Annotated in this window: 14 protein-coding genes; 4 read left to right on the top strand and 10 right to left on the bottom strand. The window is 64.1% G+C overall.

Annotated elements, in window-relative coordinates; all coding sequences use genetic code 11:
- Nucleotides 1-19 precede the first annotated feature (19 nt).
- A complete protein-coding gene (locus JOE41_RS06220; RefSeq protein WP_209751521.1) occupies nt 20-2,239 on the bottom strand; it encodes a S9 family peptidase in 2,220 nt (739 codons plus the stop codon).
- 526 nt (nt 2,240-2,765) lie between these two features.
- Between JOE41_RS06220 and JOE41_RS06215 the strand changes: the two genes are divergently transcribed.
- Complete coding sequence (locus JOE41_RS06215) at nt 2,766-3,080, top strand: hypothetical protein (protein ID WP_011693056.1); 315 nt, start codon at nt 2,766-2,768, stop codon at nt 3,078-3,080.
- A 167-nt stretch (nt 3,081-3,247) separates the two neighbouring features.
- On the opposite strand, the gene JOE41_RS06210 is transcribed toward JOE41_RS06215, so the two are convergent.
- Both JOE41_RS06210 and JOE41_RS06205 read right to left on the bottom strand, forming a co-directional pair.
- Nucleotides 3,248-4,381 (bottom strand): LCP family protein, encoded by a 1,134-nt coding sequence (locus JOE41_RS06210; RefSeq protein WP_209751519.1) that lies wholly within the window; start codon nt 4,379-4,381, stop codon nt 3,248-3,250.
- Between the two features lie 52 nt (nt 4,382-4,433).
- Nucleotides 4,434-5,057 carry a low molecular weight phosphatase family protein gene (locus JOE41_RS06205; protein ID WP_209751516.1) on the bottom strand — a complete coding sequence of 208 codons (624 nt, stop codon included), beginning with the start codon at nt 5,055-5,057 and terminating at the stop codon, nt 4,434-4,436.
- A 456-nt stretch (nt 5,058-5,513) separates the two neighbouring features.
- Between JOE41_RS06205 and JOE41_RS06200 the strand changes: the two genes are divergently transcribed.
- Nucleotides 5,514-6,509: a S1C family serine protease gene (locus tag JOE41_RS06200; RefSeq protein ID WP_209751514.1), complete on the top strand. Its 996-nt coding sequence runs from the start codon at nt 5,514-5,516 to the stop codon at nt 6,507-6,509.
- A 94-nt stretch (nt 6,510-6,603) separates the two neighbouring features.
- On the opposite strand, the gene JOE41_RS06195 is transcribed toward JOE41_RS06200, so the two are convergent.
- Entirely contained in the window at nt 6,604-8,421 is a 1,818-nt protein-coding gene (locus JOE41_RS06195) for an Hsp70 family protein (RefSeq protein ID WP_209751512.1), read from the bottom strand.
- A 46-nt stretch (nt 8,422-8,467) separates the two neighbouring features.
- Nucleotides 8,468-8,791 carry a hypothetical protein gene (locus JOE41_RS06190; RefSeq protein WP_209751510.1) on the bottom strand — a complete coding sequence of 108 codons (324 nt, stop codon included), beginning with the start codon at nt 8,789-8,791 and terminating at the stop codon, nt 8,468-8,470.
- A 94-nt stretch (nt 8,792-8,885) separates the two neighbouring features.
- Here JOE41_RS06190 and JOE41_RS06185 point away from each other — a divergent pair, with 94 nt between their 5' ends.
- The gene (locus JOE41_RS06185) at nt 8,886-9,134 is read left to right on the top strand and encodes a hypothetical protein (RefSeq protein WP_209751508.1); all 249 of its coding nucleotides are present in this window, start codon (nt 8,886-8,888) and stop codon (nt 9,132-9,134) included.
- Here JOE41_RS06185 and grpE read toward each other — a convergent pair.
- From grpE to JOE41_RS06165, 4 genes are all read right to left on the bottom strand, one after another.
- Nucleotides 9,122-9,541 carry a nucleotide exchange factor GrpE gene (grpE, locus tag JOE41_RS06180; RefSeq protein WP_209751506.1) on the bottom strand — a complete coding sequence of 140 codons (420 nt, stop codon included), beginning with the start codon at nt 9,539-9,541 and terminating at the stop codon, nt 9,122-9,124. The genes JOE41_RS06185 and grpE overlap by 13 nt on opposite strands.
- Before the next feature lie 257 nt (nt 9,542-9,798).
- Nucleotides 9,799-11,022, bottom strand: coding sequence for a C39 family peptidase (locus JOE41_RS06175; RefSeq protein ID WP_209751504.1), 1,224 nt, complete (start codon nt 11,020-11,022; stop codon nt 9,799-9,801).
- Between the two features lie 59 nt (nt 11,023-11,081).
- Nucleotides 11,082-12,917 carry a hypothetical protein gene (locus JOE41_RS06170; protein WP_209751502.1) on the bottom strand — a complete coding sequence of 612 codons (1,836 nt, stop codon included), beginning with the start codon at nt 12,915-12,917 and terminating at the stop codon, nt 11,082-11,084.
- The gene (locus JOE41_RS06165; RefSeq protein WP_209751500.1) at nt 12,901-13,245 is read right to left on the bottom strand and encodes a hypothetical protein; all 345 of its coding nucleotides are present in this window, start codon (nt 13,243-13,245) and stop codon (nt 12,901-12,903) included. Before JOE41_RS06165 ends, JOE41_RS06170 begins: the two co-directional genes overlap by 17 nt.
- Before the next feature lie 110 nt (nt 13,246-13,355).
- Between JOE41_RS06165 and JOE41_RS06160 the strand changes: the two genes are divergently transcribed.
- The gene (locus JOE41_RS06160; RefSeq protein WP_209751498.1) at nt 13,356-13,886 is read left to right on the top strand and encodes an RNA polymerase sigma factor; all 531 of its coding nucleotides are present in this window, start codon (nt 13,356-13,358) and stop codon (nt 13,884-13,886) included.
- A gap of 47 nt (nt 13,887-13,933) precedes the next feature.
- Here the strand turns inward: JOE41_RS06160 and JOE41_RS06155 are convergent, their stop codons facing one another.
- Nucleotides 13,934-15,394 carry a GTPase gene (locus JOE41_RS06155; protein WP_209751496.1) on the bottom strand — a complete coding sequence of 487 codons (1,461 nt, stop codon included), beginning with the start codon at nt 15,392-15,394 and terminating at the stop codon, nt 13,934-13,936.
- Between the last annotated feature and the right edge of the window lie 38 nt (nt 15,395-15,432).

Here is a 15,432-nt window from a genome sequence, read left to right as displayed (position 1 = left end):
CCGGCCGGGCCGGAACCCCCTACTTAATCCCGGCCCCCGGCAGCAGTTTCGTCGCGCCTACGGAGTCGGCCACGAAGGCGTAGTCCCAGGCCCGTTCGCGCCACTGGACGTACCTGCCGGACGCTCCGCCGTGGCCGCCGTCCATCTCGATCTTCATCACGATCGGCTCCGCCCCGGTGGTTTCGGAGCGCAGGGCCTGCACCCACTTGGCCGGTTCCACGTACAGCACGCGGGTGTCGTTGAACGAGGTCACGGCGGCGATCTTCGGATACGGCAGCGGCCCAACGTTCTCGTAGGGAGTGTAGGACTTCATGTACGCGTAAACCTCGGGGTCCGTGATCGGGTTGCCCCATTCCTCCCATTCCAGGGCGGACAGCGGCAGCTCCGGATCCAGGATGGTGGTAAGCGCGTCCACGAACGGCACGGCCGCCACAATGGCCGCGTACTTTTCCGGCGCCAGGTTGGCCACGGCGCCCATCAGCAGCCCGCCCGCGGAACCGCCCATCGCCGCAATCCGCGCGGGATCAACCCACCCGGACGAGGCCAGCCAGTCCGTGGCCGCGATGAAGTCCGTGAACGTGTTCTTCTTGTGCAGCTTCTTGCCGTCCTCGTACCAGTGCCGGCCCAGCTCGCCGCCGCCGCGGATGTGCGCGATCACGAACACGATCCCGCGGTCCAGCAGGGACAGCCGCGGGATGCCGAAGCCCGGATCCATGCTCAGCTCGTAGGAGCCGTATCCGTACACGAGCCCGGCCGCGGAGGAACCGCGGGAAACCGACGCGTGCCGCAGCACCGAGAGCGGAATGCGGGTGCCGTCGGCCGCCGTCGCCCATTCCCGGGTGGCCACGTAGTCGGACGGGGAGTAGCCGCCCAGCACCGGGCTCTCCTTGCGGAGCAGCAGCTCGCCCGCCGGCTTCTCGGGGGTGGGAAGCACGAAGTCGTACACGCGCGACGGCGTGAAGTAGGAGGTGTAGCCCATCCGGATCACGGGGGCCTCGTAGTCGGAGCCTGCGACGCCGGCCGTGTACAGCTCCTCGTCGAACGCCGGCTCCACCGGATCGCCCTGCGCGGGCGTGCCCAGTCCGGCCAGGGCCAGCACCTGGACGCGCTCGATGGTGTCCTTGCGGACGGACACAATCACGTGCGTGGACGTGACGCCGGCGCCGTTGACGCGCACCTGGTCGGAATGTTCGACGACGGTGGTCCACTGCTGCTCGGCCAGCGGCTTGGCGAGCTCGGCCGCGTCCACAAGCGACACCATGGAGTTGATGGCGTTCCGGTTGTGGGTGACCAGGATCTTCTCTGCGCCATCCAGCAGGAACGGCTCGGCCTCGTAGAGGACGCGTTCGTCGCGGGAGATCACGGTGCTGAGTCCGGCGTCGTAATCGTCAAAGCGGAGCAGCCGCGTCTCGCTGTATTCGGAGCAGCCGATGCTCAGCACGAGGTGCCGCCGGTCGGAGGAGAGGTCGAAGCCCAGCCACATGGCGACGTCGTCCTCCTGGTAAATCACCTCATCGTCGCTGACCGGCGTGCCCAGCACGTGCGACTTCACCTGGTAGGGGCGCCAGGCGTCGTCCACCACGGTGTAGAACAGGCGTGTGCCGTCGGGGGAGAAGGAGACGCCGTAGAAGATGTTCTCGATGACGTCCGGCAGCATCTCGCCGGTGCGCAGGTCCTTGAAGCGCAGCGTGAAGCGTTCGTCGCCGGCGTTGTCCACGGCGTAGGCGTAGAGGTTGCCGTCCACGGTCACGGCGGTGCCGCCGACCGCGAAGAACGGCTTGCCTTCGGCTTCGACGTTGCAGTCCAGCAGGACTTCTTCACCGGAAAGTTCGACGCCGGCCTCCACCGCCGGGGGCGTCCAGTCGGCCACCGGATCCCCGGTATTTTGGGCCTGGACGCGGCACTGGATGCCGTATTCCTTGCCTTCGACGGAACGGGTGTAGTACCACCAGCCGTCCTTGCGGTTCGGAACAGACAAGTCTGTCTCCTGGGTGCGTCCCTTGATTTCCTGGAAGATGGCTTCGCGCAGCGGTTCCTGGTGGGCGGTGACCGCCTCCTGGTAGGCGTTCTCCGCCTTGAGGTGCTCCACCACATCCGCGGAGTCCTTGGCCCGCAGCCATTCGTAGTTGTCCACGAAAGTGTCGCCGTGGTGGGTCCGTTCGAACGGCACCTTCCTGGCTACGGGGGCGGCGGCCGCAGGGGTGTTGTCGGCTGGGTGCTGCACTGGAGTCTGGGTCATTGACTCAATATATAGAGCTATTCCGCCAGAGGCACACGCGTTCGCTACCGGGGGATAGAGTGGTCCGCTTATGCCCTGCGTAGCGCGTTGCACATCGCGTTACTCGAGCAACATAAAGACGAGTAGTGGCCACTCACGCACAGGATGTTGACGGTAAATAGTCTTTAGGAGTCGGTCGGCGGAGGACCTGGTCCCCCTGGGAACTCCCGCCAGTCCGATAACTGGCCCGGACAACGATCCGGATCACGTTGAGCTGGGCCGGCGGTGACAAGCCTTCTGAGACCGAGGCTTCCCCAGGCGCCGCCGGCCCTTAGCTCACGTGAAATGAGCCACCATGCCAGCGGACTCCACCAGGGTCTCTGCGTGACTACCACGCATTACCCCACGGCGCGGCCGGGTTCAACGGTCCGCGCCGTTCATAACGCCGGTCGGTCTGCATATGACGCGCAGTGTTGCGTAGGTCACATTCGCTCCATAGGCTGATGGCGGTCGCAGCGTCGCGGCCATGCAGGAATAGGGGAAACACTTGAACGACAAACTCAAGGTTTTAGTACGGCTCGACCTCGATTGCGGAGAGGCAGAAGTAGCAGCGCAGGGCCATGTGACGGCCAAAAGCATCCAGGCACTGTATGTGGTTGTGAAGAGGGCAAATCATTTGAAGGAAGGACTCCACCTGGTGGTGGATGTGAGCCACGCACGTGTTGAGCCGGCTGCAATGGAGCAGCTGCAGGCATGTTCGGAATCCCATCACCTGCCGGAGTCGATTGATCCGCTGCAGTCGGAATGCAACATCAGCGTTTTGGCTCCGACGGGCTGGGCACCCATGAGCCTCGCCGCCTAAGCGGCAGGCGTTCAACGGCAGAACTAAAACGGCAGAACTAAAACGGCAGAAGTACGACGGCGGCACGTCGCCACCGTTGTCCGGCTCACCAGCATCGTCCCACCCACCAGCCAACTGTGTAGGCACCTAATCGCCTGCAGTTGTACCTGTGCGTGGTGGAGGAGCCCTCAGTTCCCGTTTTGAAAGCCGTTGGCCGCCACGTAGTCGGCCAGGGTACCGCTGGCGAGTGCTGCTGACACGGCACCCACCGCCCCGGGATTCTGGAGAACGATCGACTGCCCGTCGGTGCTGGTGCCGAAACCGCCGTCGGGCAACCGGAAGAAGGCGGCGTCCTCAGGCCCCACATCACGGAGGCTGAAGCCGAGGCGCACCAGCACTTCCGGGGTGAGCCCGGGGTCCACCATCACGTGCGGCAGTACGGCGTTCACCACATTCGCCACCGTGGCCGGATTCGTGAGGGTGCCGGAGCTCATGAACTTGCCGATGAACGCCTTCAGGAACGTCTGCTGGTTGCGGACCCGCTGGAAGTCGCCATCGGCAAAGGCGTAGCGCTCGCGGACGAACTGCAGGGCCTCCGCGCCGGAGATATGGTTGACTCCGGCCGGGAAGTAATGGCGGGAGTCCGTGCTTGAGGTGAACGGAACGGTGACGTTCACGTCCACCCCGCCGAGGGCGTCCGTCGCATCCCAGAGCCCTTTGAAGTCCACCAGCACCGTGTGGTCGATGTGCGTGTTGAACAACGTTTCCACGGTGCGGGTCATCAGGGGGATGCCGCCGAGTTCCAGTCCGGCGTTGATTTTGGCCTGTCCGTAGCCCGGGATATCCGCCCACGTGTCCCGAAGGATCGAAATGCCATATATCTTTTGACGGTCCGCCGGTATATGGACAAGCATCAGGACGTCGGCGCGCTGGTCAGCTGGCGTTCCGGCGGCAGCCTGGGCTTCCTCGGCCCGGAAGTCTCCGCGGCTGTCGCTGCCCATTATCAGGACGTTCATGGCAACCGGCGGCGGTTCAGGGGTGGGCGTCGGCGTCGGAGTCGGTGTGAGGGAGGGAGCTGACGGCGACGGGGTGGCTGTGCCGCCTTCCGCCGTCGTGATTCCGCTGGCGGCGGGACCGGGCTGTCCGCCGCGTCCCAACTGCGAGAAGGCGTAGGCGGTGCTGCCCAGGGCGATCACCAGGACCATCGCCAGGACCGCCTTGAGCCAGGTGGGCTGCCGGCGCAGCCAGGCGGGGAGCCATGCGAAATTTCCCTGCGGCGGCTTGCTTTCAGCCGTTCCTTCCGGATCAGACTGGTTGTCCATAACCGGACGCTACCACCGCTGATGCGGAAAAGGACGACGCCGAAAGTCCTGTTTATGCGGGCGTGTTGAGCCGGGCGTAGCGGAGGATGGTGAGGATGGCGGGGGCCAGCTCGTCTTCCATCTGGCGGTACACCTCGGGGCCACGCTTGTAGGGGTCGATCACTTCGTTGTCCGCGCTGTCCGCTGCCAGGGCGAGGTGCCGGACGGAGGCGAGGCGGGCGGGCAGGCCGCGCCACATCGTGCCGGCGTCGGACGCTTTTTCGGCGGGTGCCGTGCCGGTGGCTTCGCCTGCGGAGTCGCGTTCTTCGAGTGCTTCCAGCATGCGCGCGAATTCACGGATGGTGAAGGTGCGCTTGAGCAGGGAGGCGTCCAGCTGCAGCACCTCGCCGCGGTGCTTGGAGGTCATGGTCAGCACGATGTCCGTGTCCCGGAGGATCTTTTGGGTCAGCTGCCGGGCAGCGAAACCCTTGTCCGTGCCGCCGTACATGTTCACGATGTCGGCGGAGAGCGGCTGGATGGGGTTGCCCACCATGGCGCGGGTGCCGGCGCTGCGGACTTCGAAGCCGCCGGGCAGGACCTGGTCCAGGCCCGCCTGCAGCAGGCGTTCGGCCACGGGGGAGCGGCAGATGTTTCCCGTGCAGACTGTGAGGATCCGTACGGGTTTTGGCGATTCCACGGTGAGGGCTCTTTCCGGAGTTGCTGTCAGATCGGTACGATCCCTGATCTTCAACTTAACATGCAGGGCCCCTCCGCCCCGGGTCGAATCGCCTCCTGTACGTGTTGGCTCTGTCCGCCGTGGCGGTCTGAAGAGGCTTTTCGGCGTGTCCCGGGGCTATATTGCTAATTAGTCCAAATGCGTGATAATGAACTACCGCAATGAGGCGGTCGCGAGGAGGACACCATGGAGCAACACATGAACGGCCGATCGCTTCGAAAAAATGCAGCTGCGTTTGCAGTCACAGCATTGGTTTTAACAGGATGCCAATCCGGTAACCCCAGCACCCAACCAGATCCAACGGGATCGTCCGGCACAGCGTCACCGACAGCACCCGCAACAGAAATCCCCCACCACAAAGACGGTGGTCTGACCATGGCCGATTCCCTGCCCCACGGTAGTGATCATCCGGTGGATATGACTCCGCAGCAGATGTATGCAGTTGGTGAACAGGCAGTCTTCTCGATCCAAGGCCGCCGTCCGGACGACTTCACAGGGTTCGGGACGGGGTTCCTCGTAGATAAAGAGGGAGCCATGGGCGTCACCAATGCGCACGTGGTGGAGGGCCTCGCCGCCATCTCGGGGCGCTTCAACACCGGCGAGAAGGTGGCGCTTCACGTCATAGCCTCAGATCCCTGTACGGACCTCGCCGTAGTCCACTTCTCCACGCCTCTGCCGGAAAATTCCGAGGCGCTCATCGTCGGTAACTCGGCCGACGTCAAGCCTGGCGATACAGTCACCGTTCTCGGCTATCCCGATACACTGACCCAGAGCCCCTCGGAACAGAAACTGCTCATCACCTCGGGTCTCGTCAACGCGACGTCCGTCAAAGCACGTCCTCAAGGTCTGCCGGAGTACAAGGACACCATCCAGCACGGGGCAGCCATCAACTTTGGCAATTCTGGTGGCCCCTTGCTGGACCATCACGGCCGCCTCGTGGGGATCAACACGCTGTCCAACCCCGGATCTGTGGCCGCGCCGGTTCAGGGCCAGCACTACTCCATAGCAATCGACTCAGCCAAACGCGAGATTGTGGACAAGCTGCTGAAAGGTGAGTCCCCGAACAACATGGGCTGGGCTGTTGAGGAGTATTATCCCGGGTACTTCAAGGGGCTGGACCCCGCTAAGGGCCCTGCAATGGATGAACAGCTGGCGAAGGCGGGAGTCCAGGGAGGCTTGTACGTCAAGGCCGTCACACCGGGTTCCGGGGCCAGCAAGGCAGGGATCAAATCGGGGATGCTCCTGACCAAGCTGCAGAACACGTCCACCGCCACCATTTCCCAGATGTGCGATATCTCTGAGTCCATCCTCCCCGGCTCCGCGGCCGAGGTTGAAGGGCTGTTTCTCCTTTCTGACCCATCGAAGTTCAGTACAGCGTTCAAGACGGAGTTCACCGTCCCCGGCAAGCATTGACGAGCAGCGCAGGGGCCACTGAAAGTCCCATAGGAAGACCCGGCCCGAATTCTCTGGGCCGGGCCTTCCTATAGGCGCTTCACGGCGCTGTGGGCTACCACTTCTCTTTCCACCACTGAAGCAGCCTCGGCACGTCCGCGCCCCTGGAACCGGCCCATACTTCCGTCAGTGACGCCTCCTCGTTCCAGACCAGGTAATTTGCTCCGTCTACGGACACACCCAGTATGCGTCCCTTGACGGTTTGGTCTCCCTGGACCCAGTCCTGCCATCCCGGAGGTCTTTCCGGCGGACGTTCGGCTGCACCATATTGGTCGATGATCTTGTCAAAGGCACCCTTCATCGCTCCGACGGACGTGTAGCCGTACACAGAAACTTTGGGCCGTTCAGTTGAGCTAAAGCCGCTGTCGGAGGACGGGTCGCAGATGATGCCGTAACTGGCCATCAAAAGGTCTTTGTTACTTGCGCAGGTGTCCGGCGCCACTAGGTGGTGGGCGGCTGCGGTGGTGAGGAGGTTGCATTCGCCGTCCGAGAAACGGGGGCGTTCCTCGCCCGCGCACTTCCTTCCTTGTTTGGTGGCCGCGGTTCCCGTGGACGTCTGTGTCGGTGACGGGGGTGCCGGAAGGAAAACGGCCGATACGGCAACAGCTGTCCCGAGTAGCACCACAGCCGCACTGACTCCGCCGCCGATCAGCACTCTCTTACTCAGCCGCCGCCTTCTTCTGCCGCCTGAGGTGACAACCTGATCGTCAGCACGCGGCAGCTCCCTGACGGGACCGGGCTTTTCGACCACGGGGGCCGTCAGATCGGCGGCTGCCCTGCTGCTCGGGGCGGGGGCCTGCAAAGCTCCGATGCTGGTGATTTGTTTGGGGTCTCCCATTAGCCCCAGTTTCATCGGCAGGATCTCTCCGAGGGTCGCCTGCAGTACAGGAATGTGGCTGGAGCCGCCCGTGAGGTACACGCGGTGTAGTTGCTGCGCTGAGGGAAGCGCTTCCCGGATGACACGCTGAACCAACTCCACAGCCCGGCGTATCTGATGACTAATAAGCTGCTCGAATTCCCCGCGAGTGACGGTGCAGACCCACTCGTGGTCTCCCGAGCGAACGCCTATGGGCGCAGACCCGTGAAAACTCAAGGCGTGTTTGGCTTCGCGTATCTGATCCCGCAGGACGGCCCTGTCCGCACTGGCGCGCTCGGACTTTAGGCTTTGTAGCAGCGCCGTTTTCCCCTCAGCTGCCAACTGGGCGTAAACCCAGTTTTCCAGCTGAGCGTCGAAGTCATGGCCGCCAAGGGGATCTATTCCCCCGGATGCCACCACGCGAAACGATGGCCCGGCAGGAGTCTGCACGAGCTCAAGGACGGCGGCGTCGCACGTGCCGCCGCCGAAATCCAGCACGGCCACGTGTGCCCCCGGGGCCACGTCGGAACCCGCTGCGTAGTGCCATCCGGCCGCCACGGGTTCAGGAAACAGCAGGATGTTCTGCTCCGGTATGCCCGCTTTGAGCGCAGCCGCCGTCAGCCGCCCCTTCATGTATTCGTCCCACGCCTCCGGGTGGGTCAGGATCACCTGGGCCGGAGCGTCACCGCCCACGAACCGCACCGCCTGACCCACAACAAATCCGATGACCGCAGCGACGAGGTCCACCGGGTCGAACACGCTGCCGCCAAGGACTACGGCGTCCTCGCCCAGCCGTCGCTTCGGTGTCGGTTCGAACGCGGAGGGGTAAATTCCCGCGATTTGAAGCGCCGCATCGCCGGTGAGGATTTCGCCGTTGTACGCGGCTACGCAGGATGGGATCGCATCAGAGCGGGATCCGAGACGGAGGACGCGCACGTCCCCGCTTCCACGGACCACTGCGGCCGCTGTATTTGACGTTCCGAAGTCGATTGCCAAACGCCAGGGGTTTCCCTCCATGATGGCTCCTTCCTTCTTTCGCGTTGAGAATGTTGGCACAAACTGGCTACCTGTTCCCTTTGCCCCACCAGCTAAAGAGCGTTTTGACGTCCGTGATGTTGGATTCAGCCGAAATCCACGTGAGCTCAGTCCAATCAGTCCAGATGAACAGTGCTTCCCCGTCGCGCACCTGGCTCAGCAGTTGGCCCCTGTGCATGTCTGGTGGGTCAGCCGGAAATCCCCAGAAACCGGCCGCAGGCGGATACTGAACGTCGCCTTCCCTGATCCCGCCGCTCCTTGTGTAGGAGGTGAAGCCGTCCTTGAGTGACTGCAGGTTCGCGAAACCGAAGACATACACTTTTGGCTCCTGGCCCTCGGGGAAGATACCCATTCCGCGTCCCCGGCATTCCACTGCTGCGGTAGCGCCACCCTGTGGTGGGTACGTGCCGCAGGTTCCCACATTGAGGAGTCCCAGATTGGCTGAATTGACCAGATCGCATTCCCCTGCCGAGAGCTCTGGCCTCTGGTACCCGCCGCAGATACGCGGAGCCGTCTTCGTGGAGCCGGGCGAGGCCGGCTCCGCCGTCGTCTGGGTCGGTGACGGGGAATCCGTTGTCGGCGGTGCGGGCGCGCCGGGGGCCCGCCCGACGGCCGGCGCGCAACCTGCTAGGGAAACGGCGGCGGCCAGGGCCGCCCAGCGGATCGATGGTCCGGGCATGTTCTACTCCTTGTAAACTTCGACGTCGGCGAGGCGGAGGACCCCGTCGTCGGTACGCCATCCCGGCCTGAGGACCCGGACGATTCGGAGCGCCAGGCTCGGCGAGGGGGCCGTGACTCCGGTGACGCCGTTGTGCAGCCGGATGTCGAAGCTGTCTCCGGGCTGCGGAGTGATGGGAGTGACTCCAACGGCCCGGAGGGATTTCTGAATATGGGCCCGCACCACTTCACTGGCGGAGAGATCGTATGTCCCGATGAATGCCTGCAGCAGGGCCTCGTACGGCGCGGTGGGGCCTCTGGGTTCCAGCCTGAGTCCCGGCACGGCCGTGGCGGTGTGCCCCTCCCGGGCTGCCCTTCGAAGCAGCCCGGCCAGGACCAAGCCCAGTAGTACAACCGTCAGCAGGAGAACGGCGATTGCGACCACCAGCCAAAGCGGCAGATTGGCGAGCTGAAAATCCGTTGCTGGCGCGCCGGGACTTGGGCCGGGAGCACTCGTCGGCGTCGTCGGTGGTTGCTGCTCCACTGGCAGGGTAGGTACCACCGGCTGCCGCTGTTCAACCGGCCCGGAAGGGATGGCCGGTTGGCTGGGCAGGCACAGTTCCCCTCCGTTTGTTGGCAGGTTTCCAGGGCAGGGGCGGGGTGCAACGCCGGTGGCGGTCACGGCCTACCTCACTATGCCGTTCAAAGGGCCTTGAGGGTGGCGGCAGCCAGCGTAATCGGGAGCAGCACCCACGGGTTCTGGATAGCCAGCGACGTGGTGGCTTCCAAGGGCTCCGCGCTGGCGGCCTCGCTCAATCCCGGCGAGCCGGCGAGGAACGCGTCAGGGGTTTCCAACGATCCTGCATCCAGCGGTTCGTCGTTCCGTTCGGAGGCCTGTGGTTCGGCCGTTTGCCCTTCCGCTGAGAGGTCCTGGACGGACTCGCTGCCTGCGGCGTCCGCCGGCGGTTCGTCGCACACAATCATGGCGTTCTGGGAGTCGGCCCATGAGTTGAGGAACAGGCCAATGGGCACTTCCGCGAGGTTGCCGCCCGGACTGCCCGGATCCGACAGAATCACGGTGCCCCGCTCGGTGTTGATGCCTGTGATAACGACGGCGTGGTCCGCAGTGTTATCTTCGGAGGCCTCCCCGGTCCACAGCTCGCCGCTGTCCACCGCCAGGATTATGCTGTTGCCCGCTTCAAGCTCTGCAGCGAGGGTGTCGAGGTCGCCGAAACGCATTTCGGCAGGGACGCCAGCAGCGTTAAGGATCTCCACCCCTTTTTCGAAGGACATGCTCGGAACGCCGTCATGGCCAACACTGAAGGCCCCGATCTCGTTTGCCAAGTCCACAAACTCCATCTCATCGGTGAAGACCACGCCGGTGTATTCGGAGACGATTTGGGCAATGCTCGCGGGAAGGCAGAATCCGTTCTCTGCCTGTTGGAACCAGTACTCGGAATCGCCCACCGGATCGCCAATGAGGACTCCGTCCTCAACGCTCCAGTCTGTGCTGCCCGGATCCGGCTCGATCGGCTGATCGGTGGTTTCATCGCCGCGGGGGTTGGCGGACAGCTGCTGGTCCAGGGCCGTCACGAGTTCGGGAGAGGCTGCCGTGAGGTCCTCCCTCGAGACCCATTGGGGCTCGCTGTTCCCGGAAGCATCGGCAAGGAGATACCCGCCGTCCGACTCGGTGACAAGGACGTCCACCTGTCCATCGCCGTCGAGGTCCAGATAGGCGGTGTCGAGCGCAGTATCTTCGTCCGAATCGAGGGCTACGAAGGAAAACGATTGGTCGATTCTTACGTAGAGCGCATCAATGGAGCCGTCCTCGTTGAGGTCCACTGATTCGTACTCGGTGCCAGCCGTTTCCTCGGCGGCCTCGGGTTCGGGCAATTCTTCGGTCACGGTGTCTGGGGTTGTGTCCATGGTTTCCTCCTGCTGGGAATAGTGACTGTTAGAGGTGCCGCGCAGGCAAAAAGTTCCTCTTAGAGGAGTCGGAGTTTCGTCAGGCTCCCGTCGATGTCCTCCAGTTGCTTGTCGATCGCGGTGATGTCGCGCTTGAGGGCGTCGATCCGCTGCTGTGATGCCTGGGCTGAGAGTTGTTCCTGGGCCTGGCTCTCCCGGATGAGCTGCTGCAAGGTGGCCAGGGAATCCTGTAGCTGGGCCCGGTAGGTGACCACAATCTCCGGTTTCACACGGCGAAGCCGGGCGTCCAAATAGTCCGCAATGACTGCTCGCTCGGCCTGGGCCAGCCGGGGGACTTCCCCCAAGAGCCGGGTCTTCTCGAGCATGTTCTGGCGGTAGTAGCGGTTGATCGCAAACCAGCCCCCGGCGCCGACAACCGTGAAGGGAATGCCGATCGTCGTAGCCACCCCCGTGACGGCGGTGCCGAGGATTGCGCCGGTGGCAACGCCGACGCCGGTGACAATCCCCGCGGCCGAGCCGCCAATACTGGACCCCATGACAAGGGACATCACTTGGGAAGGGTCAAAGCCCCCGGGACGGCGGTCGCTGCTGAGCTGCGGGGTGTCGGCCGGGAGCTCAGCCGCCCGCAATAATTCGTCCAGCACCGCGGGGAGGGGCACATCGCGAAACACTCCGCGGATCAGGGTGCTGAGCTGGTGCTCGGCATCACTGATGATGTCGGCGCGGAGTGCCATAAGCTCGGCAAAGATGTCGCTGGTGAGCTGGCGGGTGGTTTTCTCTTCCCGCAGGGCCTTGGTTGACTGGATGCGGTTCTTCCAGTTCGCGGCCCAGCCGTCAAACGTGCGGCTTGCCTGGCGGAGTATGCCGGCGCGGAGCTCACCCAGGTCACGTTCCAGGTCGAGGGTCCACCGCTGCTGTTCGTCCTTCAGCTCGGATAAGCGCTGACGCTCGGTGACCATTCCGGCCCTGGCTTCGGCCGGATCGTCGGCAATCACCAGCTGAGTGAGCCGAGTTTGGCGGTGCGTGTCCAGCGCGGTGCGAGCCAGTCGGAGGGCATTGGCCGTGGGGGCGGTGCCGGCCCGGGCAAGGTCGCGCTTCAGGGATTGAACAAACTGCGGGAACCCGGACGCGTTGAGAAGCCCGTCGCGGAGGGAGGGATCCGTGATGGAGTTCGCCGCGTTCGCCGCGACGGCCGAAACGCCAATGACGAAGGCGTCGGCCAGCCTGGGGATCCGCGCCCTCATCAAGGCCGCGTTTCCCGCCACCGTGTCATGCCAGGAACCGGGGAAGAGGTCGGTCTTGGTGACCACCACGCTCACCGATTCCACTTGGGCAGAACACTGCTCCAGATACGCAATTTCGGCGCTGGAGAGCAGCGAGCCGGCGTCGGTGACAAAGACGGCTACTGAAGCCGCTTCCAGGATCTTGAGGTTCAGCTGCGACTGGGGTCCTGCCAGGCCCCCGGCGCTGGGTGCGTCCAGCAGGATCACGTTTCCCAGCAATCCCGCGCCGGTCTGCACCTCCTTCCCAACGGCGTCGCCCGGCCCGTCCTCAGAGCGAGTGCCATCTGCGTAGACCCATACGGTGCGGCCGGTGACTGTTTCGTCGCTATCCACCTTGGCCGGAGCCACCAGCCTGTACAGCGCATGTCCAGCCTCCTCGAAGTCACTGGCGCGCAGGTCCGGGGCCATCAGGTTGACCAGGGAGCTCTTTCCCCGGCCGCTTTCCCCGATGAAGACCACCACGGGTGTGCCGGCGGCACCGGTGGCCTGCCGGATGATGCGGTCGGCAGCGCCCGCCTGCCCTACGGCCCGGAGTAGACGCGTGGACGTGCTGAGCACCGCCCTCGCGGAGTTCAAGGTGGACAGCCGCTGCAGGTCAGAACCCTGAGGCATGGCCCTCGCCCAGCGGATCGTCGCCGTCGTCCCAGCCGGCCGCTGCGGACAGGTCTTCCTGCGCGGGGGCGGAGGCGGGACTGCCGTCTGGCGGCAGCATGTCGCCAGCGGAATCGCTGTCGTCGTCGCCGTCGTCGTCAATGCCCGTGTCAGCGTTTGTGTCTGCGGATGCGGTATCTGGGACGGAATCGACTGAATCGTCCTGTTCGGAGTCCGGCTCCGCGGCCGTGAAAGCGGCGTCCAGGGCACGATCCCAGACGGCTTCGGGTGGCCCCTCGGGCACCAGGAGGAACTCTTTGAAGGAGCCCTCAGGAAATTCGTCGCTCATTTCTATAATCCTTGGTTTAAAGGGTGGTCGATCAGATCCGGCGGGTCTATAGTGGCCCTACTACCGGCTAGTGCGGGGGGCACGGCGACCTGAACCCACATGGGGGAACTATGGACGCGACCGTGGCCCAATCGCTGCTTCTGGATGCGGCTATAGGGGGAGATGCTCGTTCCTTCGAGTCCCTTGCCACGCAACACAGGACCATGATTTGGTCCGTCTGCTTGCGCATCACGGGGAACACATATGACGCTGAGGACGCCCTTCAGGACACGCTGCTCGCCGCTTGGCGCGGCATCGGGCGCTTTCGTCGAGACGCCAGTTTTGGTACGTGGATCTATCGGATTGCGGCCAACGCCGCACTGGCGGTCATCCGTTCGAGGCACTCCACCGAGACCGAGATCGCCGATGATTTCGCGCCGGAACGGGATTTTGCGGAGCAGCTCGCCTCTGCCGACCTCGTACAGCAGACGTTGAAGACTTTGCATGAAGATCTGCGCGTAGCACTGGTGCTGAGGGAATTGTGCGACTTCACCTATGCACAAATTGCGGAGTACCAAGGCGTGGGCGTTGCCACTGTCAAGAGCAGAATCAGCCGGGCGCGGCATGCCTTCGAGGCTGCCATTGGGGCTGGCTTCAACTAACTTCCGAGTCTCCTCCGGCAGATACACGTTTCCAGCATTCTGGCCGTTCACGGTGCACTCCTGGCAGTCCCGGCGCGAATGAGCAGGGACCGGGCAATGACCCGTGCGGCGCGGGCCTCCGCTCCGGTTGATGCCGTGCCCACCATCGACTGGTAGTACGAGGCCAGCTGCAGGTACTGCTTTCCGCCGTCCAGTGTTGGGCCCAGGTCCGGCAGCACCGGATCGGGCTTGGTCAGGCCCTCAAGCACTGCTACCAGTTCGTGATTCGGGTCGGCGGCCCGAAGCAAGGCTAGCGCAGCTTCTTCCTGCAGCCGATGGAAGGCGGGCGCGTGCCTTGCTGATTCGATGCGGACCCTTACCGCGCTGGGCCAGGAATGGTCGCGGGCTGCTGCCAGCAACCCGGTCAGCACCGCGTCAACCCGGGCGTTCTCGAGAGGCGCGGTCACCTCTGTGCGCAGAACACGCTCCAGCTGAGCCAGCCCGGATCGCTCGTGAAGCCACGCCATCAATTGCCCTGCCGAACCGCAGTGTTCCCTGCCGAACTTGATCCCGTAGGAGCCGATCAGTCCGGTGAGCCTCTGAAAGTCCTCCTTGCGGACGCCTGGAGGTGGTCCAAGTTGTTCCGCAAATTGCAGATGGATGTCGTCCGCATCCTTTAGTTGGCGCAGGACGCGGACGTCCTGCTCACGCAGGGCGCCTGTCCGAACGGATTCGGCGAGTAAACCTGACACGGGAAGGACCGCTGTCAGCTGAGGCATCCGGGCTGCGAGCCCGGCTGCGGCGGTGCGTGCGGCTTCAATTGGATCGCTCCCTTGCCAGGGACCTGCGCCGAAGTTGTCGGCGTGGGCCACCAGGGCGATCACCGGCGCGCGTCCTTCTGCGCTACCCGTTGCTGCCGCTCCGCCTCCCGATGGACCGTTTCCACGGTGTTCTCTGTAGCTGGAAATGAAGTCCTCATCGTCGGGCCGTAATTCGTCACGGATGAGGAACAGCAGTACGTCCGGATCCACCGCGGTATCTCGGCTTCCAAGCATCCCGGACTCGGTTCTGGCGGAGTGGTCGGTGGCCGCGGAGCCCAGCCCAGGCGTGTCAATGATGGTGTAGCGCTCCAGAGCTCCGGCCTGCAGATAGATGCGGAGGTGGTCAATGGTCGCTGGCGGGATGCCGTCGGTGAGAGGGCCGTTGGCGGCCAGTGGAAGCGGAGCGATTTGCCCCGACGTCAGGACAGCCTCCGCCCGTGCCGGCGCGCCATGCGTGTAGTGGCACAGCAACGCGGTTGTTTCCTGGGCGGCGGTGGGGGCCATCTTGGCGCCGAGGAGGCCGTTAACCAGCGTGGACTTGCCCGTGTTCACGCGGCCTGTCACGGCAACGACGGCCTCTTTTCCGAGCGTGTTCCTGAGTTCATCCACCACGTGTGGTCCGGCGAGGCCAACCAGGGCTTCCACATCGTCCAGCAACTGTTTGGCAGCGGACCGAAGGTCCGGAAAGCCCTCGGATGGTGCACTCACGGCCGACGCTCCTTCCTGCCCAGTAGTTCCTCGATGCC

The organism is Arthrobacter sp. PvP103, assembly GCF_017833075.1.
Classification (GTDB): domain Bacteria; phylum Actinomycetota; class Actinomycetes; order Actinomycetales; family Micrococcaceae; genus Arthrobacter.
Note: the sequence above shows the minus strand (reverse complement) of the source record. Positions and strands in the feature narration are given on the sequence as shown.

What these genes read in the sequence shown, in the direction of transcription:
- JOE41_RS06220 (WP_209751521.1), bottom strand. Translation starts at nt 2,239, where the DNA reads ATGACCCAGACTCCAGTGCAGCACCCAGCCGACAACACCCCTGCGGCC.
- JOE41_RS06210 (WP_209751519.1), bottom strand. Translation starts at nt 4,381, where the DNA reads ATGGACAACCAGTCTGATCCGGAAGGAACGGCTGAAAGCAAGCCGCCG.
- JOE41_RS06200 (WP_209751514.1), top strand. Translation starts at nt 5,514, where the DNA reads ATGACTCCGCAGCAGATGTATGCAGTTGGTGAACAGGCAGTCTTCTCG.
- JOE41_RS06195 (WP_209751512.1), bottom strand. Translation starts at nt 8,421, where the DNA reads ATGGAGGGAAACCCCTGGCGTTTGGCAATCGACTTCGGAACGTCAAAT.
- JOE41_RS06190 (WP_209751510.1), bottom strand. Translation starts at nt 8,791, where the DNA reads ATGGGTATCTTCCCCGAGGGCCAGGAGCCAAAAGTGTATGTCTTCGGT.
- JOE41_RS06175 (WP_209751504.1), bottom strand. Translation starts at nt 11,022, where the DNA reads ATGGACACAACCCCAGACACCGTGACCGAAGAATTGCCCGAACCCGAG.
- JOE41_RS06170 (WP_209751502.1), bottom strand. Translation starts at nt 12,917, where the DNA reads ATGCCTCAGGGTTCTGACCTGCAGCGGCTGTCCACCTTGAACTCCGCG.
- JOE41_RS06165 (WP_209751500.1), bottom strand. Translation starts at nt 13,245, where the DNA reads ATGAGCGACGAATTTCCTGAGGGCTCCTTCAAAGAGTTCCTCCTGGTG.
- JOE41_RS06160 (WP_209751498.1), top strand. Translation starts at nt 13,356, where the DNA reads ATGGACGCGACCGTGGCCCAATCGCTGCTTCTGGATGCGGCTATAGGG.